The organism is Streptomyces sp. NPDC051963, from assembly GCF_044593495.1.
In the GTDB taxonomy this organism is placed as follows: domain Bacteria; phylum Actinomycetota; class Actinomycetes; order Streptomycetales; family Streptomycetaceae; genus Streptomyces.
The window spans coordinates 255,251-276,605 of record NZ_JBIUCC010000001.1; the positions used below are offsets into that span (position 1 = coordinate 255,251).

A 21,355-nucleotide genomic window follows, 5' to 3' on the forward strand; every position below is an offset into this window, starting at 1 on the left:
CCCTCTTTCAGGGATCTTCGCTACTGGATGAGGAGGCTGCCGGGCCATGGAGTGGACGGGCGCGCGGTACGCGGACAAACCCACGGTCGAGGTGCCGATCTGGATCGCCGCCGCGCCGGAACGGATATGGGGGCTGGTGTCCGACATCGAGCTGATGCCGAGCCTGAGCGCGGAGTTGCAGTCGGTGGAATGGCTGGACGGGGCAACTCACCCCGCGCCGGGGGTCCGCTTCGTGGGCCGGAGCAGGCACCAGGCGCTGGGTGAGTGGGCCACCACCTCCCACGTCGTGGAGTACGAGCCACCCAGGGTCTTCGCCTGGGCGGTTGAGGACCCCGACCAGCCTTCGGCGATCTGGCGATTCACGCTCGAGCCCACGGACGGCGGGACGCTGCTGCGGCAGTGGATGCAGTTGGGACCGGGCCGCTCCGGTCTTTCGCTTGCCATCGACCGCATGCCGGAGAAGGAACAGAAGATCGTCTTCGTACGGATGCGGGAGTTCGAGACCAACATCGGCGTCACTCTCACGGCAATCAAAAAGCTTGCGGAAGAGCCCGGAGAGGCGGGTGCGTGATGCGTACTTCGACCACGATCGAGGCATCCGGGGGCAGTTGGCCGGAGACGGTGGACTTCGTCACCGAGGCGGAGAAGCTGGGCCTGAACATCTGCTGGGTGGCGGAGGCTTGGGGATCCGAGGCGCCGTCACCGCTGGGATACCTCGCCGCCCGGACGGAACGCATGCTGCTCGGCTCCGGGATCATCCAGCTCGCCACCCGCACGCCCATGGCCATCGCCCGAGCGGCGATCACCCTGTCGCAGATCTCCGAGGGGCGTTTCCTGCTGGGACTCGGCCCGTCCGGACCGCAGGTGATCGAAGGGCTGCACGGCGTCTCCTTCGACCGGCCGCTGTCACGGATGCGGGAAACCGTCGAGATCGTGCGCCAGGCCGTCGCGGGTGAGAAAGTCTCCTACTCCGGGCGGGAGTTCCAGATCCCGCTGCCCGGTGGGGATGCCAAACCCGGTGCCAAATCCAATGCCAAAGCCATGCGCCTGTCCATGCGCGCCGAGCATGACATCCCGATCTACCTGGCGACCCTCTCGCCGAAGATGCTGCGTCTGACCGGCGAGATCGCCGACGGCTGGCTCGGCACCAGCTTCGTGCCCGAGGGAGCCAAAGAGGCCTACTTCGACCACCTGGACGCGGGCCTCGCCGCTTCCGGCCGATCACGCGCGGACTTCGACATCTGCCAGGGCGCCGAGGTCGCCTTCGCCGAGGACGAGGACGCGCTGCGGACGATGGTGGCCGACCGGAAGAAGGAACTGGCCTTCAGCCTCGGCGGCATGGGCTCCGCGAGCACCAACTTCTACAACAACGCATACAGCCGCCAGGGCTGGGCCGACGTGGCCGCCGAGGTCCGGGAACGCTGGCAGGCCGGCGATCGGGACGGCGCGGCCGAACTGGTCACCGACGAGATGGTGTTGGCCACCACGCTCATCGGCACCGAGGACATGGTGCGGAACCGACTGCGGGTGTGGCGCGACGCCGGCATCGACACCGTTCGGCTCTATCCCGCCGGAGAGACGCTGGACGCCCGGCTCACCACCCTGGGCCGCGCCCTCGACCTGGTCCGTGACGTGGAGCGCGAACCAGGCAGGTTGATATTCCCAGCGACGTAGACGCTCATCCGAGATAGTGGGCCCCGTGAATGAGGTCAAAGTCGTCGTCGCCCATTCCGAGCGCGCGACCCTGCGCGTCGGCGACGTGTTCCTTAAGGTGGACGCCGATCAGACGCACATCGACGTCGAAGTCGAGGCGATGGCTCTGGCGCCGGTCCCGACCCCGGAAGTCCTGTGGCACAAGCCGCCCGTGCTCGCGATCGCCGCCGTCCCCGGGACGACGCTCGGCCTTCTCGGCGAGTCGTCGACCGCGTCGCCGGCTGCGTGGGCCACGGCGGGTGCCGCCATCCGGAAGTTGCACGAGGCCCCGTTGCCGCCCTGGCCCGGCCGGGCCGGAAGGGGCATCGACGAGCTGGTGGCGGATCTCGACGGCGAGTGCGAGTGGCTCGTGAAGAACGACGTCCTGCCCGCCGACCTGGTCACCCGAAACCGCCGGGTCGCCGAGGCCGCGTTCCGGCCGTGGACTCCGAAGTTCACGCACGGGGACCTCCAGATCGCTCACGTGTTCCTCGACGGCGACGAGGTCACCGGCATCATCGACTGGTCCGAGGCAGGCCAGGGCGATGCCCTGTTCGACCTCGCCACCTTCACCCTCGGACACGAGGAGCACCTCGACGACGTCGTCGCCGGCTATGGCACCGACGTCGACGTCGACGTGGTCCGCGCATGGTGGTCGTACCGAAGCCTGCTGGTCGTTCGCTGGCTGATCGAGCACGGCTTCGACCCGTTCGCGCCGGGCTGCGAGGTCGACGTGCTGAAATCCCGCATGTGAGGCTGCGCGGGCCCCACTTGCTGTCCGGGTGAGCCAGGGGATCGCTCAGCGCTTGAGCGTGAAGGTGAAGTCGCCCGAGCGCTTGCCGCTCAGCCGGACCGCCGAAACGAGATTCCCCTCCGCGATCAGTCTCTCGACCGCGGCCCGCGAAATACCGAAGCCTTCTGCGATCAGTCGCACCGGCCGGACAGGGATCGGCGCCGCAAAGCGGACCGAGACCTCGATCACCTCGCGATCCAGGTGATCCGATGCGCCGGTGTCGAGACGCCAGGCGTTGTCCCAGTCGAGGGCGATGCGATTACCGCGCCGCACGACCGGATTCTGGAGCAACTCCGCTGCCAGGCCAGGGTCGTTGTCATGCAGCCGGTCCAGCAGCTCCGGTCGTACGGAGCGCACGTTCGTCCGCTCCAGGACCGTGACCTTTGTGGTCTCCCCGCAGCCGGTACAGAGCGCCAGAAGCCAGGCATCGATGAGCTTGTGATGTGCGTTGACGCGGAATTTTCCGCTTGTCAGGAACCGCTCGGACGCACACGCGTGGCAACGACGGAGAACAAGCGGTAGGCAGGTGGGTATGACCACCCAGCTATTGAGCACAGAAATACACCGATTTCAGTGAGAAATCCGCAGCAAAAGGCAGCGCGGCGCACATGCGCGACGCGCGACAGATCAGCTCTCGGGAGGTCTCACTGGGTGTACAACGGCACGTCCTCTGCCTGGATGACTTGGCTCGGCAGCACGGTAATGGCGCACAGCGACGCTGCTCCAGCGGTTTTTCGAGCGCCGCACCGCCACGCAAATGGTTTGCCGTCGCCGAACCCGGTCGGATAGGAATCCTGCATGCTTAGAGGCAACAAGGTCGGGCTCCGGGCCCGGCACGAGGACGACATCCCGATCCTGCGGGCCGAGCTCTATGACGACGTGGTCAACGCCTCGCGGGCCGAAAGCGGTCCATGGCGGCCGATCACGCCCGGCTCGAAGGACCCGCGGCTCGTGGTGGACGACAAGGAGCAGGGACACGTCCCGTTCTCCGTGGTGGAACTGGACGGCGACACCCTGATCGGCGCCGCGACGCTGTGGGGCATCGACAACCACAACCGGTCCGCACACATCGGGCTGGGGCTGCTGCCGTCCGCCCGCGGCAAGGGCTACGGCACCGACGTGGTCGGGACGCTGTGCCAGTACGGCTTCGTCGTGCGCGGACTGCAACGGCTCCAGATCGAGACACTGTCGGACAACGCCGCGATGCTGCGCTCCGCCGAGCGCAACGGCTTCGTCCGCGAGGGCGTACTGCGCTCCGCGGCCTGGGTGATGGGCGAGTTCCTCGACGAGGTACTGCTCGGGCTCCTCGTCCAGGACTGGAAGCCGGGCTCGGAGGGCTAGGACCTGAGTGTCCGACTCCCTCGCCGAGGCGGTGCCGAAGGTCCGAAGTGCTAAGTCCTATGGTGAGACCGATAAGCTGAGGCCATGAGGCGGACCTCTTTCGCGAACTGGCCGTGTTCGGTCGCGCGCACGATGGACATGCTCGGGGACTGGTGGACGCCGCTGGTCCTGCGGGAGGCCTTCTACGGGATCAAGCGGTTCGACGCGTTCCAGCAGGAGCTCGGCATCGCCCGCAACACCTTGGCCGACCGGCTCCGCCGCCTGGTCGATGAGGGCCTCATGGAGAAGAAGGCCTACCAGCACGAACCGGTGCGCTACGACTACGTGCTCACGGACAAGGGGCGTGACTTCTTCGGCGTGCTGGCCGCCATGAACACCTGGGGCAATCGCTGGCTCAGCGATGCCCAGGGACCGCCCGTGGTCTTCCACCACGACCGCTGCGGCCACGAAAGCGAGGCCCAGGTCGTGTGCGCCTCGTGCAAGGAACCGATGACGGCCGACGACACCCACCCGCGCCTCGGCCCCGGCTATCCCCCGCACCTCGCCGAACGCCCGGACATCCAGAGCCGCTTCACGGCCTGAGAGGGGCTCAGGTCGCGATGGCCTGCTGGATGCTGTCGCCGCGGTTGTTGATCGCGACGTACGTGCCGATGCGCCGGAAATCGTTGATCACGCCGAACATGCCTTTGTCCGACGGCAGGAGGGCCGGGAGAGAAGTGTCGTCCGCCAACTGGGCTCGGAGCATCTCCTTGTAGGCGTTGTAGACCCTCGCCGTGTATCCGGGCTCCGTCGCCGCGTTCATACGGTGGTCGTTGGTGACCGCGATGGAGGCGAGATCCATGAGGTAGCAGTCGAACAGGTCCGTGACGTCCTTGGACTTCGCGTTCTCGTCCCCGTTCGCGACGTCCCTCGCGAATACCCGCGCCATCTCCATGACGATCTCGCGGTAGATCCTGTGCCTGGTGCTGCTGGGGAAGGCGGCCATGATGTGGTCGGCCTGCCCCGCGCCCTCCGTGCTCATGGTGCGCGGCGTCTTCAGGTCGGTCAGGCCCGGCACCGCCAGCGGGACAGCCTCGAACATCTGCTCCTCGTCGGGGATGCCCGCATTCTGAGAGGCCAGCGGATGCAGGCCGATCTCATGGGAGAGCATCCCCATCACGTAGCCGATGTCGTACTTCTCGAAGTAGTAGCTGGCGAGTTCGATGTCGACGCCCTGCTCGCCACGGTCCCGCACGTTGGCCGGGGTCTCCGTGGTCCGCACCAGCAGGGTGATACGGCACGGACGACCGTCGATGTAGCGCCGAATCGTCCCGTGCTTCTGGAGCAGCTCGATGATGCGGACGGCCTTGTCGCGGTACTCCTCGTTCGTGTGCTTCAAGTTGGTGAACTCGAAGTTCCCGGACTTGAACGGGGTGAGGGGCACGACTTCCTGCGGCATGTGGGCCGGGACCTCGGTGAGCTCCCCGCCCTCAGCCGGTTGCGGCAGAGAGACCGGGTCCACCCACACCGACTCGTGCGGGGCAGGGGTCGCAGCGGTACGGGCCGCGTCCCAGCTCTGCTCCGTGCCCCGTTGAGGAGCTGGGGCCACGTCCCCAATGAGCGCCCCCAGCAGCGCCAAGTGCCTGCCGCGCAGGCCGAAAGCGGCGAGGGAGGAGTCCTCAGGACTCGCGTTCAGGTCACCCAGCAGGCTGCCCAGGACGTGGGGGCGGTGCGGGGAATCGGCGTCACGGTACTCGTCACGCAGACCGAGTTGATGCATCAGCTCATGGACCAGCTGGACCGGGTCGGCATCCGCCCACCAGGTGTTCTGGTCCATCGCCCGGCCCCGGCCCGCCAAGTCCACCGTCAAGTGCGGGGCATCGGACGGGTCGACGTGCTCGACGGTCACGTGCAGCCGGTCGCCGTTGGGCAGACGGTACGCGGGGTCGTTGAGGAATTCACTTACGCCTGCCCCGAGTTGGTCGCGAACGTGCGCGGCTTGTCCGTCCGTTCCACGCATCGCGATACGGACGGTGAGGTCGGTGACCGGCTCACCCTGGTACGAGAACCTGCGGGTGTCGAAGCCCGACCGCACCACGAAACGGGGGCGTCTGTCGGGCCGCCCCTTCGGCTGTGATGCGGCCGGCGGGTTTCCGGGCGCGCTGTCCCGACCGTTCTGCGGCAGACGGGGCCGGGCCTCGGCTGTACCGGTGCTCTGTTCCGGCGGCGTGACGGTCTGGATGCTGTCGCCCTTGTTGGTGAACGTGAAGCTGGCGCCGAGGCCCAGGAAGTTCCCCGTGACCCTCCACCAGACCTTGTCCGGCGGCAGCAGCGGCCGTACAGGACTGTCCTCCGCCAACTCGGCGGTGAACAGCTCCTTGTACGCGTTGTAGACCTTCGCCGTGTTGCGGGGCTCCCAAGCCGCGTCCTTGCGCTTGTCGTTGGTGATCGCGATCGTGGCTAGGTCCATCAAGTAGCAGTCGATCAGGTCCGTGACGTCCTGGCCTTTGGCGCCGTCCTCTCCACCCTGCGCGTCCTCCGCCAGGACCTGGGCCATCTTCACGACGATGTCGCGGTAGGTGCGGTGCCTGGTGCTGCTGGGGAAGGCGGCCATGATGTGGTCGGCCTGCCCCGCGCCCTCCGTGCTCATGGTGCGCGGCGTCTTCAGATCGGTCAGGCCCGGCACCGCCAGCGGGACTCCCTCGAACATCGCCTCCTCGTCGGGGATGTTCGTGTCCCGGGAGGCGAGGGGGTGCAGGCCGATCTCGTGGGCCAGCATGCCCATGATGTAGCCGATGTCGTACTTCTCAAAGTAGTAGCTGGCCAGGTTGATGTCGACGCCGTTCTCATCGCGGTCCGTCACGTCGGCCGGGGTTTCCGTGGTCCGCAGATGCAGCGTGATGCGGCAGGGACGGTTGCCGATGTAGTCCCGAATGGTGTCGTGCTTCCGCAGCAGCTCGATGATGCGGATCGCCTTGTCGCGGTACTTCTCGTTCGTGTGCTTCAAGTTGGTGAACTCGAAGTTCCCGGACTTGAACGGGGTGAGGGGCACGACTTCCTGCGGCATGTGGGCCGGGACCTCGGTGAGCTCCCCGCCCTCAGCCGGTTGCGGCAGAGAGACCGGGTCCACCCACACCGACTCGTGCGGGGCAGGGGTCGCAGCGGTACGGGCCACGTCCCAGCTCTGCTCCGTATCGTGCTGAGGGGCTGGGGTCACATCCCCAATGAGCGCCCCCAGCAGCGCCAAGTGCCTGCCACGCAGGCCCAAAGCAGCGAGGGAGGAGTCCTCAGGACTCGCGTTCAGATCACCCAGCAGGCTGCCCAAGACGTGGGGGCGGTGCGGGGAATCGGCGTCACGGTACTCGTCACGCAGACCGAGTTGATGCGTCAGCTCATGGACCAGCTGGACCGGGTCGGCATCCGCCCACCAGGTGTTCTGGTCCATCGCGCGGTCCCGGCCCGCCAAGTCCACCGTCAGGTGAGGAGCATCGGAGGGGTCGACGTGCTCGACCGTGATGTGCAGCCGGTCGCCGTTGGGCAGACGGTACGCGGGGTCGTTGAGGAACTCACGTACGCCTGCCCCGAGTTGGTCGCGAACGTGCGCGGCTTGTCCGTCCGTTCCACGCATCGCGATACGGACGGTGAGGTCGGTGACCGGCTCACCCTGGTACGAGAACCTGCGGGTGTCGAAGCCCGACCGCACCACGAAACGGGGACGCGTGTCTCGCGGGCCGCGTGGGGCGGGGGCGGTGGCCGACGGCGGTTCGGCGGCGCGGCCCTGCGGCAGCCTCGGCCCCACCGCTTGGGTGCTCGGTGAGGTGGAGCCGGGCGTGGCGTCCGTGTCCATTTCCTCACCGCCGGATTCGTACTCCGAGGAGGACGCGTCGGGGTTCTGCGGATTCCCGGTCTCGCTCCTGTCGCCGTGGAGTACGCCGTTCTGATCGAGGTAGGCGCCGAGGATCTCCGCGTTGTCGCTGATGTGGTCCTTCAGCTCCGCGCGCTGCTGCATCCACTGCGGCATGCGCCAGCCGGGGAAGAACGTCCCGTGGGTCCCGGACGCCTGCACCCGATATCCGAGGGCGCTCCCGATGTGCTCGTTGACCGCCTGGTAGGCGAGGTCGCAGGAGGCGCAGGCCATCTTGAACCCGCCCAGGTGAAGCGTCTGGGGGTTGTTCGGGTCGCCGGGGTGGTTCTGCCAGTGCTCGACCCAGTGTCCGAGCAGGGTCAGCTCACCGTGCTCGGAGCCGTACGACCCGGCGGGCACGGTCCCGTCCCGGCCGCTGACGTTGAGGATCCTCGGGTTGGCCAAGGCCCTTTTGACGACGTCGAGTTCGGGTGATTCCGGGTGGTAGAGGCGGTACCAGCCGGTGGCCAGGGCCCGGAGCTTCGTACGGTCCCGCATCTCCCGTGCCATCGCGGTCCGCCGGCGCGACAGCCACCGTTCGTCGCGGCCCCACTGCTGCCGGTCCGCCGTCAGACGCTGACGCTCCTGGAGGACCTCCGCCTCGTCGTGCGGCAGGTTGTCCCACTGCTGCTGAAGTTCGTCGTTCCACACACCCGACTCGTACTGTTCGTCCAGCCGCGCCCCCAGCTCCGTCAACTCCTGTGCCCGGTAATCGAGTTCCTGCTGCCGCTGATCCAGCAGCGCCCTCCCCTGGCGGTGCTGCTCCTCGTCCCGGTTCCACTGCTCCAGCTTCCGCTGCCGCGGTGTCCCCGCTGCCTCCTGACCGGTGACGAACCAGCGCAGTTCCTGCTCCACCAGTGCGGCCTCTTCGCCGGTGAGCGCCTTCGCGCCCGTGTTGCCCGCGATGCCGAGGGAACCGTCCGGCAGCAGGGCGACGGCGACATGCGGGGTGACCTGGGCGTCCGCCTCGCGGTCCTCCTTGCGGAGGGCTTCCTTCACCAGGCGGGCCACCCGGTCCAGCATCCGCAGTGTCACCTCGCGGTCCCGTGCGGAGGTTCCGGTGGGGCGTGTCTGCGTGAACGGGCCGCCGGTACCGAGGCCCAGTGCCTCTCGCAGTTCCTCGTACTCCTCGGACCCGAGCCGGCCGTCCTGCTCCGCCTGGTCCAGGGCCTCGGGTACGCCGATCCCGGTGTGCTCGGTGAAGGCGCTGTCGAATGCCACGTCAGGGAACCCCCCCAGACGCGCGTGCCGACGCCGTACCACGTCCAGCAGCGCGTCGGCCCGCAGTTCGGGCTCGCCGAAGAGGTCGGCGAACTCGGCCGCGAACTCGTTCTCCGGGCCGGTTCGTACGGCCGCCTCCTCGGGCGCGGAGTCCGAACCGGAATCGATGTCCATGTCGATGTCCGCGTCCGCGCCCGTGTCCATGGGAGCACCGGTGCCGGACAGCGTGCTGAGTTCGTATGCCTCCTCCTCGCCGGAGAGTTCCGTGCCCGTCGTCTCCGACGTCTTCGGCTCCGGTGCCGGCGTGCGCAGGAGCAGCGGGACGAAGTCGCCGCCGCGGCGGCGGAGCCGGAGGTGCGGGCCTGATTCGCCGGACGGACCGAGGTAGGTGTGGGCGGTGCCGTTCTCCTCGATCAGGGTGACGGTGGTGCCGGTCGCCGCGGCGGCCCACTCGGCCACCGCTCGGTCGGCCCCGGGCCCCCAGGGGGCCTCGGCGAGGTGGCGGCGCAGGTGACCCTCGACGGCGTCCTGGCTCGGTGCCGGCGTGCCGGTGCGGTGACGCAGCGGCGGGGGCGTGAAGAGCGAGTCACGCTCTGCCGGTGTGCCGGGGAGGCCGTTCAGGCGCATCAACCGGGCGGGCGGCACCCCGGCGCGGGTGCGCAGTCGGGTCACCTCGTGGCGCTCCAGGCCCGGCTGTGCGGAGGCGTGGTGCAGGGCCGAGGAGAGCGCGGCGAAGAAGCCGTTGCCGCGGCCGGCGGGGGTGCCCTGGGTGTAGGTGGCACCGTCGGGTGCGGTGAGGACGCCGTCGCGGTCGAGGCGGTAGCGCGGGCCGGTGCTGTCGGCGGGCGGCAGCCAGGGCGCGGTGGTGTGGCTGCGATGCGCGGGCTCAGTCGCGTGCTGCTGCTCCGAAGTGGCCGACGTCGTCCCGGCCGTGGTCGTCGGGGCCGGCAACGGCGTGGCGACCGGGGGCGGAGTGCCCGGCGGCAACGCGGCGTGGAAGAAGCCGTCGGCGGCGAAGAGGACGGGATCGCGGGCCGTGTCGACGGCGGCCGGATCGGTGCCGTGCGGCAGGAAGAGCTGGTCGCGGCCCTCACCGGTCACCACGGTGAGCGGCGTGCCCAGTACCCGGGCGGCGAGGGCGGGCAGCAGGTCGGCGCCGCCGTGGTCGCCGGCCCGGCGCTCGGGCGGCGCCGGTTCGCCGTCCGGTTGCCCGGTGCCGTCCTGCCGCGGCCGGCTCGTGAACGGGCGGAGCATCGCCGCGGTTGCCAGCGCCACGCGTTGCGCGGGGGTCGGCCAGACGGTCTGCGGGAGACGGCCGAAGGCGTCGAACTCGGCCTGCTGCGCGGGGGTCAACCGCACGTCCGCGAAGTCGAGTTCGTCCTGGGTGAAGGTGTCCGCGGCGTCCAGGGCGAGGGCGTCGAGCAGGTCCTGATTGCCGTCCTCGCCGAGCGCCCAGGCGAGGCGGTTGCGGGCGGCCCGGACGGCCCTCGCGGTGACCGCCGGGTCGCCGGGGGCGGCGGTGAACCGGTCGGCGAGGTCGGTGCCGAGCAGGTGGCCCAGCCGGCCGCGGTCCTGGGCGACGGCGAGCAGTGCGTGGAAGAAGGAGGCACCGTCGTGCGGCATGTCGTGCACCTCGCGCACCGTGGTGCCGTCCGGCGAGGTGAGAGTGCCCGGGGTGGCACCGGCGGTGCCTTCGGTGATCGCGTACGGCTCGGGCGCCTCGGAGCGCCAGTCCGGCGCGGTGTACTCCTGCTTCCGGTCCGGCACCGGAACGGAGGCCGACCCCTGGTGGTGGGCGGTGAGGCGGGAGGCCGCGAGGTGCAGCCGGTGGTGGTCGGTGGCAGCGGCATCCGTGCGCTGTTCCCAGCGGCGGGCCTCCTCGCGGGCGGCCTGCCAGGCGGCGACGGCCGGGGACTGGGCCATGGCCTGCGGCAGGACGGTCGCCCGGTCGGGATGGTCGTCGCCGAGCGCGGCCTGTTCCTCCCGGCTCAGGTCGAGCCAGGTCTCGCGGGCCCGCGCCCGGGCGTCGTAGTAGCCCTTCTCGGCTGCGGCGAGGTCGGCCGCGGCGCCGGCCAGGTCGTCCCAGGCGGAGCTGACCTCGTCGGGGAACGTGGTGTCGTCCAGCAGGCCGTAGTCGCGGGCGATGTCCTCGCGCAGCCAGACCAGGGCCGTGGTCTCGGCCTCGGCGGCGCGGGGTCCGCGCTTGGCCTTGCCGAGCGCGTGCAGCGGGCGGCTGTCGGTGATCCGATGGTCCACCTCGGCCACCGACAGCCAGCTCACCGGCAGCGCGAAGAGCATGGAACGGTCGGTGACGACCTTGAGGTGGGTGCCGAGGGTGGTGTCCACGGTGCCCTTGAGAGCAGTGCCGTCGTTGGCGCCGCCGATCGGGATCGCGGCACCCGGGTTGGTGACGCCCGCGTTGCTGTTGCCCGCCAGTGGCGAAGTGCCCACCACGCCCTCGACGTTGTCGGTGATGCCGGCCTCCAGTGCGTCGGAGGTCTTCGTGCGCTGCATGGCCTCCATACGTGGCTTGTTCTCCACGGTGAGCAGTCGGGCACCGCGGCGGTGCATCTTCGCGTAGAGGCGGGAGTCGGCGGTGTGCGACTGGCCGAAGAGACGGGCGGAGGCCTGTGTGGGCAGCGCTGAGCCGTTCGCGCCGAGCGCCTCTCGGAAGCCCGCGGTCAGGCCGACCTGTGTGGTGGCCTCCTGCTGGGCCTGGGCGGGGGCGGTGCCGAGGCCGGTGAGCGGGGTGAGGCGGGCCATGCGGACGCGTTCGGTGAGGGTCCTGCCGGTGTGCCGTCTGCCGAGGTCGCCGTCGCCGAGGCCGTCGGCGCGGGCGGTGGCCAGGGTCAGAGCGTCCTGCACGTTGGCCGCGCCGCGGATGTCCACGGCGAGGATGCCGGAGCCGATCCGGTCGTCGAAGGGCAGAACATCGGAGTTGTCGGGGTCGTCGCCGCTGCGCCAGGCGGCGATGCCGTCCGGACGGGCCTGATCGGCCGTCAGCATCCGTACCGCGCGCTCCGTCTCGGGTATGTCCTGCTCGGTGAGCGCGCCGTCGGCGTCGTCGCCGTCCGGGGTGAGCAGGCCGGCCGGGACGATCTCGCTGAGGCTGCCGACCGGGGCGACGGCGCGGGGGGAAAGGGGGTCGCCGGTCGCGTCCGTCATGGTGACGGTCAGGGTGTAGCCGGTGACGATCTCGGCGTGCGCCTGGGTGGTGGCGATGTTCGGCATCGCGGTGCGGCCGGCGGATTCAGTGCGGGTGCTCGACCGCTGCTTGGCCGCGGTGCCCTGCACCGAGGGGTTGGCGAGGAGCACGCCGGTGTCCGCCGCGCGCTGCCCGACGCCGATCGTCACGTCGGCGCCGCGGTCCTGGGAGGAACTGTCGGACTCGTCGCGGGCGGTGGTGCGGTAGTCCTCCAACTCGATGCCGGTGCGCAGCCGCTCCACGGTGGTGGTGACCGGCGTCAGCTTGAACCTGACCTGCCCGGGGCTGCCCCCGACCGGCAGGTGGGTCGGTTGGGACCAGGCGCGGTAGCGGACCGGCAGGGTCATCCCGTCGGTCGTGAGCTCGTGCAGATGGGCGCGGAGGAAGTCCGGGGAGAGCCGCTGCAGCACCTGCTCCCGGTCGTGCGAGGGCACTCCGATCTTCTCCAGCCGTCCCATCAGCTGCCGGGCGGCCTGGCTCGCGTCAAGCTGGCCGCTGGGGTGGCTGGGGAAGCGACGGCCGCGCAGGAACGGGGGCACTCGGTAGCCGCCGCCGAGGTTGCGCGGGGTGGTGGTGCCCAGGCCGTCCGGGGCGAGCCCGGCCTCGATGACGTCCTGCATCGGCAGATGGAACATCACCGCGTCGCGGACGCGTTGGAGCGCGGCGGCGGCCCGGCGCGGGGCGAGGCCGCGCCCGAGGCGTTCGGAGAGCCGCCCGGCGGCGGAGCTGATCCGGTCCCCGGCCCGGGTGCCGATCGCGCCCATCGCGGCCGTCCAGCGGTCGCGTACGGCGACGGTCTCGGCGGTGTCGGCGACCACCAGGTACATGCGCCCGGCGAAGGTGAGGGTGGTGTTACGTCCCCGGGTCACGGCCTGCGAGACGCTGCGGCCCTTGCCCCACGCGTACTGGAGGGCCGTCGAGTAGGACCCGATCACCGCCGGTTGGCCGGGGGCCTGCTGCAACGGCATGTCGGCACCCTGGATACCGAGGGTGGTACGCGAGGTGGTGCCGGCGCTGCCGGCGATGCGGTGCTCGTTGCCGAGCGTGGCCTCGAGGCTGGCGGGCTTCGGGTCGCTCTTGACGCGCAGGTTGTGCAGCTCGCCTCTGACCGCGGCCTTCAGATGGTGGGTCTGGAGCGGTCCGGCGCCGTTGAGTCCGGTGATACGGGAGCCGAACGGGCCCAGGTACTGGCCGAGTTGCCCGGCCACGTGGAGGTTGGCCATCGCCCGGCGCAGCGCGGTGCGCACCGGGGCGCCGGGAGCGCCGACGTGCCAGGAGTTCCCCGAGGCGCGGTCGGCGGTGTCCTGCACGAGCTGTTGGCGTTGCGTACCGCCCTCGGTGCTGAGCACCACGTGCGGGGAGCGCAGCAGCCTTCGGGTGAGCTCTCGGTCCGCCGATTCCGCCCTCGGCAACGGGCGGGTGCCGTCGATGAGTTGGTCGGCCTCGATCGCGGAGAGCCGCTGCGGTGCGGGGGCCGACGGCGTTGGTGCCGGGCCGCCGGGCGGCGGGTCGGCGGGGGCGTGGCGGTCGGAACCGTGCGCCGCGGGCACGGCCAGCTCCACCCGGCCCACGGTCTCGCTGCCCCGGTTGAACAGCGGGCGCTCCTCGACCTTGCTGACGAACACACCCGCGCCGAGCAGGCCGACGGAGGCGAGCCGGGCCCAGCCACGCGGGCGGCGGTGGCCCTCGAAGGAGGCGCCCAGTTCCACCTGGTAGCTGTAGAGGTCGGCGCCGTTCTGGAACATCAGGTGGTCATGGGCGACCGAGACCGTGGCCCGGATGGCCTTCTGGTCGGTCCTGGCATAGCGGGCGCCGAGGGACACGTTGCCGGTCTGGCGCGGCAGCCCGGCCTCGGGCACCCTGTCGTGGTCACGCGGCGAGATGCCCAGTTCGACGCCGCCGGAGAGCGTGGTGGACGCCTGCTGCCCCTGCCCGGAGACCTCGGTGCCGATCACCGCGTTGCGCAGCGAGCGTTCGCTCAGGGTGGTCTCGAACTGCCGGTCGCTGAGCCGGGCCCGCAGGATCAAGGTGTGGTGGCCGCGGCGCACCTTGCCGTCCTCGGTGAGGGTGACCGGCACCCCGGTGGTGGTCAGATCGTCCAGACTCTGCGCCAGGCTGGGCCGGTTGAGCGCCTCGCGAACCTGCCGGTCGTTGTGCAGCGCGGTCCGCATCCGCCCGTCGCCGTACCAGAACTTCGCCAGCCGCGGATGCCGCAGCATCAGCGGCGGGACGAACAGCGACGGGTACGAGCGGTGCAGGGTGTCGAGGACGGTGTCCGCGAAGGCGCGCATGGGGTCCTGGGGGCCGGCGGGTTGCCCGTTCTGATTCTGCTGCTGAACCTGCTGCTGGTTCTGTTGCTGCCCCTGTTGCCGGTTCGGTACGGGGTTCTGCGGGCGGTCGGGGCGGAAGCCCTCGGCACGGACCTGGCCGCTGAGGTGTACCGGATCCTCCCGGGTGAGGTACCACGGCACCGGCGGCTCGGCATCCGGGTTGGGGCCCGTCCGACCGGGCGTACGGCTGTCCCAGCCCGCGAGCCGGCGGGCGTCCTGAGTGGAGATCCAGTCCAGGCTGACCACCCGCAGCGGGCGGGCGGCGGTCGGCGGCTCACCGGCCTTGCGCACCATCAGGGTGCGCTCCACCCGGTAGAGCGCGACCGGGTGGTTGCGGACGCGTCCGGTGGTCTTGCGGGCCGCGTCGGTGCCGAGGTAGTGGCCACGCCCGGTGCTGACGTCCGCACGGACCAGCGGACCGCCCTGGAGGCGTACGTCGGTTTCCGGGCCGACGAGGGTGTAGTTGGGCCCGGCGGTGACCTGGACGCCGAGGCGGGTGTCACGTACGTGGCCGCGCTCGTTCTGGTACGTGGTCTGGGTGAGGTCGCGCAGCTCGGCCTTGACCGACTCGGTGACCAGGGTGGCCCGGTGCGGAATCGACCGCTCGACGATCAGGTGTCCCAACGGGTGCTGACCGCTCCCCCGGGTCAACTCGGGTCCGCTGACCGGCCCGGAGAACCGCCCGAACAGCGCGAGGAGCCGCCCTGGACGGACGTACGAGATCAGTGTGCGGTGCGCCGAACTGCCGGGCCGGGCACCGGAGATGGCGAGTGCGATGTCCTCCGGCGGATCCACCAGGTGCAGTCCGGTGGTGTCTGCCATCCTCGGCTCCACCCCGTCCGGGAAGGTGAGCGTCTCCGGTGCCCGCCGGGGCCCGTTGTACGGCACGGTGAGGTCGTCCGGCAGCCGCCAGCTCAGCCCGTCCCGCATGGCGAACTCCGCGGTGTGCACGGGGCTGCGCTGCCAACTAGGGCCCGTCGCGGGCGAGGTGTCCGGACCCGTGGCTTTCGGCGCCTCGGTGACCCGTTCCACCCGCACCCGGTAGTGGACGTCGTCCAGGTGCAGGTGCGAGCCCTCGTGGGCGCGGTGCTCGGTCTGGTGGTACGCCTGGGTGCCCAGGGAGTAGTCCGTACGCCGGGTCCAGCCCAGCGAAACGCCGATCTTCAGCAGCCAGTTGAGCGGCGGACCCATGCTCAGCGCGGCGGCGATCCGGCGTCCGTAACCGACACTGCGGCCGCCGCCCGTACCGGCCTGGCCGCGCCGCATGGTGTCCAGCCGGGTGGTACCGCCGTTCACGTCGGAGAAGCGTTCCCAGCGGTGGTACGGGATGGCCTCGACGGTCATCTCGTGGCCGACCCCGGACTTCTCCCGGCCCACGAAGCGTGCGCCGCGCGGGGCGGTGAAGGCGCCGGGCTGATCGGTCAGCAGGCGCAGCAGTTCCGCCTCGTCGAACTGATCGCGCAGTTTCTTCGGCAGCTTTCCGAGAATCTCCTCGGCCACCTGCTCGGGCGAGCGCAGGGTGAGGATGCCAGGGCCGGCGAAGAGGCCGGTCGGCCGGCTTCGCGGGGTGCCGTCCGTGCGGGAATCGCGGCTGCCGTCGGCCGGATCCGGATCGGCGCCCGGGTCCATGAGCACGGCCGGCAGCCGGCTGCCGTCCTCGAAGGTGACGGTGCGCGGCGCCGGTCCCGGCGGCCGGGCATCCGGCCCGGTCAGCAGGCGGGCCGGGCGGTGCCGTTCGAGCTGGGTCTCCAGCGGCACCGGGTCGCCCCGGTCGGGGGTCTCGGCGCCGGGGCTGTCGAGGTCGGTGATCCCGCCCATGCCCCGCAGCCACTCGTCGAAGGGGTCGGAAGCCTCGGGCTCCTCGGTGGCCGGGTCCGCGGAGGACGTGACGGGGTCCGGTACGGGGGTGAGCGGGGCGGTGGCCGGGACCAGGGCGTCGTAGTGGTCGGTGCCGTTGTAGGCCAGGTGCAGCGTGCCGCCCTGGCCGCCGGGGTGGAGGGTGGTGACGAGGGTGTTCCCCGGCGAGTGCGGGTCGGCCTGGACGAGGCGCAGATCGAGATCGAGGGTGTGGGCCAGCGCCTGCGGGAGCACATCGGCGAACGGAGAGTTCCACAGCCCGGTTTGTTCGGCCGCCGCGGCGATGAGTCCCTCGGTGCCGAGCCGCCGTGCGTGGTCGGGGGTGGGCGCGATGTCGGCGAGTTGCGGGTAGCCGCTGTCGCTGAGGATGCGCCGCCACCGTCGGGGGTTGCCGTCCGTGACGACCGCCTGCGCGATGCCGTTCCAGCGCTGGGTGATCCTGCGCTGCGCGTCGGGGTCGCGCACCCCGGCGAGGGCGGTCATCCGCAGGTCGTCCACCACGGCGAGGACCGGGTCCGGAGTCGCCTCGGCCGCCGCTGCGGCCAGTTCGGACCCGGTGATCCGGTCGCGCAACAGACCGCGCAGCCCTGCGACGTTCCGCGCCGCCCACGCGGGCGGTACGTCCTGACTGCGCGCGCTGTCGAGCAGCGCCCGGAAGAGGCAGTTCCCGCCGCCAGGGGTGTCCAGCCGCCTGAACGTCGTGCCGTCCGCTCGCACGACGTCCGCCGGACCGGCGCCCTTGCTGAACAGGGTCAGGTCCTCGGCGAGGCTCTCCCGGCGGCTCGGGGTGGGCGCCAGGTCGGGCCTGCGGCGGGCGAGTTCGGCGCTGTCCTCGGGGCTGAGGGCGAGCTCGGAGAGGGGCAGCGGGGTATCGGAGAGCGACCAGGTGATCTGCGCGGAGGGCGCATAGCTGAGGCCTCGCACGTCCTCCGGCGAGACCAGGGTGGTCGGCGGGAGCGCGGGCGGCGGCGGGGGCAGCAGGGCTTCGAGGGTGGTGTCGGGGCCGGCGGTCGAGCGCAACTCGGCTGCCGCGCGCAGGAATTCGGTGTACTGCTCGGCGGTGGGGCCGGTCGCCGGATCGACGGTGGCGCTGCCCGTGGCGTCGGCCCGGTCGGTGACCATACGGCGCAGCAGGTCCGGGGTCATGCGGCCGTCGCCGTAGCGGGCCGCGGTCTGCGGGCTGAGCCAGCGCAGGCCGTCCACATGGGCGAGGCCCGCGAGCACCTCCCGGTTCTCCGGCCGCTGTTCGGCGTCCGGGCCGAGGGCGTCGCGCAGCGTGCGGATCTGCTGGAGGGTGCGTGCTCGGGCGAAGGCGTCGGCCGGTTCCGGGCCCGTGTGCAGACCGGCGTCACGCGCCAGGCCGTCCAGGTCGGCGCCGCTGGGCTCCGGCGTGAACAGCCGCCACCTCCCCGCCCCGTCCGGCCCCTCGGTGAGCACCGCGCGGACCTCGCCGTTCCCGTCCCGGGCCGTACCCACCTCGGTGGTCGGGGCGTACACCGGCCGCCCGGTCCGGTTCGCCACGTGCTGTGCCACCGGCAGTCCCGCCGCCTCCGGCTGCCGCCCGGTCTCGCAGGAGAACAGCACCAGCGGACGGTCCTGATCGCCGTCCTGCGCCCAGGACTTGAGCACCTCGCCGAGCTGTACACCGCTGACCTTCACGGCGGGGCGCGCCGCGTCGTCGGTGCCCAGCGTGACGGTACGGGGGGTGCCGTGCCCTGCGAAGTACTCGGCCCCCCGCTCGGTACCCGAACCGGGGAGGGCGGTCGGCGGGCCGGTGAACACGGTGCGCTGCGGGGGCGGGGCAGAGGTGGTCTCGGCGGCGGGCGGACCGGAGGTGGTGCGCACACCGCGGAAGGTGTCCGCGCCGAGCAGCGCCCGGCGCCCCGCGGCGTGCGACGTACCGTCCTCGGCCGGGCTCTGCGAGATGGTCAACGTCTGTACGGCACGCCCGGGTTGAGGCCTGGCAACCGAGTCCGGCACCCAGCGGCGCAGCTGCTCGACGGGCACCCTGTGGCCGTCCAGGGTGGTGATGACCGGCGCGCCCGTGGTGCCGGCGTTGGCTGCGGGCCGCACGACGAGCTGTCCCGACGGCGGGGGTGTGTCCGGCGTCGGGGGCGGGGTGCCGCCGTCGCCGGGCCCGCGTCCGCCGCCGAGGGCGGGTATGTGTCCGCCGGTTCCGTTGGTTCCGTTGTCTTGGCCCGACTCCAGGTGCAGGTCCGTGGCCGACTCGGTCCACGGGCGGGACACGGTGGCGAACTTGGCCGCGGGGGGTGCGGTGGTGACAGTGAAATCGGGGCCGACTCCGTTGCCGTGTAGGGGCGTTGTGGACTCCGTGAGCACCTTCGCGGGCGGTGCGACCGGGGTAGTGATCACCGGGTCGCTGTCGGTCGTCGCAGTGCTCAGGGTGGCGGGTCGGGGCGCCGGGCCGAGGGCATCGGCGAGCGGCATCAGTACGTCCGCGCCGGGGAAGGCGGTCTCCGTGGTGGCCGCGGTGTCGGTGGCGCCGTCCGGCGTCGCGATGGGCGGTGGGCCGCTCAGCGGGCGGACCCGGACCGGAGCGCCCGGCCCCTCGCGGGTCAACTCGACGGCCGCGCGCACCGGCCGCCCTGCCCCGTCCGACGTGACCGGCGGCCCGAGCACCACGGCCCGGTCCGTCCCGGCCCCGTCCAGCAGTTCGGCGGCCTCCGGCGCCCCCTCCCCCGGCGGCGGCACCTCCGAGACCACGATCGTCAGCGGCGGCGCCACGGTTGCTCCGCTGATGTCGCCCACGTTGCCGGTGCCGGCGTACGAGCCGGTGGTGCTCACCTTCGGCGGAGCAGCGCTGATGTCCGGGGCCGGGGTGGAGATGCTTTCGCCGCCCTCGGTGGAACGCGAAGTGACGGTGAGGTCGGGCGAATCGGTGCTCTGGGGAGAGTGAGCGATCTCGGGAGGAGCGGTGGACTCCGTAGAGGACGTGGTCTCCGTGGAAGGCGTGGAATCCGTAGAAGGCGTGGACTCCGGTGTCTGCGAGGGCTGCTCGGTGTCGTCCGTCGTCGTCTGCGAGCCGTCCACCGAGGCCGGGCCGTCCGGGGTACGGGTGGCCTGGGGCGGCGTGGCGGTGGGAGTCGGGGTGCCTCCTGTGGTGGGGACGCCTCCCGGCCGCGCGCCGGTACCCGTGCCGGGCGTGGTGGACGCGGTCGGGCCGTTGGAGGCGACGGGACCGCCTCCCTCCTGGCCGGCGCCCTCCACCGGGGACGTGAGCGGGGCGTCCACCGTGACCGGCGTGCCGAAGCCGTCGAGGGCGCGGCGGACCTGGTCGGCGTCGATCTGGGCGGCAGGGCTGTTCCCGGCGGGCACCACCCGGACCTCGGGCTGCTGCGACAGGTTGCCGTGCAGGCTGTCACGGACGCCGATCTCGGTGTTGCCGGGCGGCTGGGCGCCGCGCAGGTCGACGAGGTCGCGCAGGGCCTGGTCGCGGATGTCGGCGGGGCCGTTGTGGACCTGCTGCCACAGGGCGTTCTCGGTGGCGGTCACGGGCAGCGTGCCCGGGGAGTACGGCGGCGGGTCCTGGGGGGTGTAGGACGGCGGGTCCTGTGTCGTGTACGGCGGTGGGCTCTCCGCGAAGTCGGGCGGGGGCGAGGATGACGTGCGTGTGGAGCCCACGCCGCCGGTGAGGTCCGTGGTCGAGGGACCGTCGGTGCGGTCGGGCCCGTCGCCGTCCTGGGAGCGCGAGGTGTCGGAGGACTCCCGCGTGTCGGAGTCGCCCGTGTCGCCGGTGCCGCCGGAGACAGTGGGCGGCGGCTGGTTGCGCAGGTTCTCGATGACGTTGCGGAGTTCGGCGCCGGTGTTCAGGGCGGTGTCGCTGAGCGTGGCCTCGACCTGGCTGCTGATGCCCGCGCCGACGAAGGTGGACCAGTTGGTGGACCAGTCGCCGTCGAAGGCACCCTTGATCAGGATTTCCGCGAGCGCCTCGCCGGCACCGGCGGCGAGGAAGTCGGCCGTCCCCTTCAGGCCGTAGTGCCCGGCCAGCGCGCCCGGCCGGTCGGCGTTGTTGCGCAGGAGCTGGTTGTTGCGCAACAGGTCGGGGTTGTTCCGGAAGTTGTTCCCGAAGGAGAACGGGTTGTTGTTGGTGAGGTCGGGGCCGTTGACGTTCGGGGTCGGGTCGGGACGGTTGTTCGGTGTGGGGCCGGGGCCGAGATCCGGCTTGGGGTTGGGGCTGGGGTTGGGACTGTTGTTCTTGAAGTCGAGGTCCGGGGTGTTCCGCAGATTCGGGTTGGGGGTCGGCTTGAAGTCGAGGTCCGTGCCGTTCTTGAGGAAGTTGCTGTCGTAGCTCTTGACGATGTTCTTCGCGAAGTTGTCGAAGATGCCGGTGAGGAAGCCCGCGGCGGCGCCGAACGCGGCGGACTTGAGGATGTCGTTCCAGTCGAAGCCGTCGGGACGGCGGCCGTCCGGGGCGAAGTTCATCATCGCCAGCCGCACCGCGAAGGTGGTGAAGGCCTCGGCGAACGCCTCGGTCAGCGAGGGCGCCAGATGCAGCCGCTGGAGCAGGTGGGTGAGCGTGGTGAGGATGAGGAACCGGCTGCGCAGCTTGGCCATCATGATCTGGCTGGCCGAGGCGCCGCCGGTGAAGAAGGACATCGCCAGATAGATGGCGATCTCGATGAGCAGCCGGATGATTTCGGCGATGACCTGCCACTTGGACTCCATGATGTCCATGGAGGTCTTGCGCCGGCCCTCGGCGATCTTGTCGAGCTGCTCGGCGAAGTCCCGCAGGTAGTTCTTGCCACCGTCGTCGATGAGCATGCCCATCGCCTTGGCGTACGACTTGGACAGGTCGTCCGGCATGACTTCGGAGATGTCGTGGATCGACTTGTCGATCAGCGAGGAGAGCCTGTCGACCTTGCGGCCCAGTCCGGAGTAGGGACGGCGGCTCTCGTAGGCGAGGTCCTCGTCGGCGTCGATGAGCTTCTCCCCGGTGAGGATGAAGATCATCGCGTTGACCTCGGGCGATGCCTTGATGCTCATCGGGGGCCGTCCTGGGGGCCGTACAGGCA

General features: G+C 71.0%; 7 protein-coding genes. 5 read left to right on the forward strand and 2 right to left on the reverse strand.

Annotation, left to right across the window (positions count from 1 at the left end; all coding sequences use genetic code 11):
* Positions 1–46 precede the first annotated feature (46 nt).
* From ACIHFB_RS01220 to ACIHFB_RS01230, 3 genes are read left to right on the forward strand one after another with little or no spacing between them, the layout of a single operon-like run.
* Positions 47–571, forward strand: a complete 525-nt coding sequence (locus tag ACIHFB_RS01220) for an SRPBCC family protein (RefSeq protein ID WP_365282270.1) — start codon at positions 47–49, stop codon at positions 569–571.
* The gene (locus ACIHFB_RS01225) at positions 571–1,674 is read left to right on the forward strand and encodes an LLM class flavin-dependent oxidoreductase (RefSeq protein ID WP_400124842.1); all 1,104 of its coding nucleotides are present in this window, start codon (positions 571–573) and stop codon (positions 1,672–1,674) included. The genes ACIHFB_RS01220 and ACIHFB_RS01225 overlap by 1 nt, the downstream gene beginning before the upstream one ends.
* Positions 1,675–1,699: 25 nt before the next feature.
* Positions 1,700–2,446, forward strand: coding sequence for a phosphotransferase family protein (locus tag ACIHFB_RS01230; RefSeq protein WP_400124844.1), 747 nt, complete (start codon positions 1,700–1,702; stop codon positions 2,444–2,446).
* Between the two features lie 45 nt (positions 2,447–2,491).
* On the opposite strand, the gene ACIHFB_RS01235 is transcribed toward ACIHFB_RS01230, so the two are convergent.
* Positions 2,492–3,040 (reverse strand): DUF1062 domain-containing protein, encoded by a 549-nt coding sequence (locus ACIHFB_RS01235; RefSeq protein WP_400124846.1) that lies wholly within the window; start codon positions 3,038–3,040, stop codon positions 2,492–2,494.
* A gap of 243 nt (positions 3,041–3,283) precedes the next feature.
* Between ACIHFB_RS01235 and ACIHFB_RS01240 the strand changes: the two genes are divergently transcribed.
* Together ACIHFB_RS01240 and ACIHFB_RS01245 are read left to right on the forward strand one after the other, a co-directional pair.
* Entirely contained in the window at positions 3,284–3,826 is a 543-nt protein-coding gene (locus tag ACIHFB_RS01240) for a GNAT family protein (protein WP_365282274.1), read from the forward strand.
* Positions 3,827–3,910: 84 nt separating this feature from the next.
* Positions 3,911–4,408 carry a helix-turn-helix domain-containing protein gene (locus ACIHFB_RS01245; protein WP_365282275.1) on the forward strand — a complete coding sequence of 166 codons (498 nt, stop codon included), beginning with the start codon at positions 3,911–3,913 and terminating at the stop codon, positions 4,406–4,408.
* 7 nt (positions 4,409–4,415) lie between these two features.
* Here ACIHFB_RS01245 and ACIHFB_RS01250 read toward each other — a convergent pair whose 3' ends face one another.
* The gene (locus ACIHFB_RS01250) at positions 4,416–21,326 is read right to left on the reverse strand and encodes a hypothetical protein (protein WP_400124848.1); all 16,911 of its coding nucleotides are present in this window, start codon (positions 21,324–21,326) and stop codon (positions 4,416–4,418) included.
* Between the last annotated feature and the right edge of the window lie 29 nt (positions 21,327–21,355).

Excerpts from the sequence above, each read along its gene's own strand:
- ACIHFB_RS01250 (WP_400124848.1), bottom strand. The coding sequence starts at position 21,326 with ATGAGCATCAAGGCATCGCCCGAGGTCAACGCGATGATCTTCATCCTC.
- ACIHFB_RS01220 (WP_365282270.1), top strand. The coding sequence starts at position 47 with ATGGAGTGGACGGGCGCGCGGTACGCGGACAAACCCACGGTCGAGGTG.
- ACIHFB_RS01245 (WP_365282275.1), top strand. The coding sequence starts at position 3,911 with ATGAGGCGGACCTCTTTCGCGAACTGGCCGTGTTCGGTCGCGCGCACG.
- ACIHFB_RS01225 (WP_400124842.1), top strand. The coding sequence starts at position 571 with ATGCGTACTTCGACCACGATCGAGGCATCCGGGGGCAGTTGGCCGGAG.
- ACIHFB_RS01240 (WP_365282274.1), top strand. The coding sequence starts at position 3,284 with ATGCTTAGAGGCAACAAGGTCGGGCTCCGGGCCCGGCACGAGGACGAC.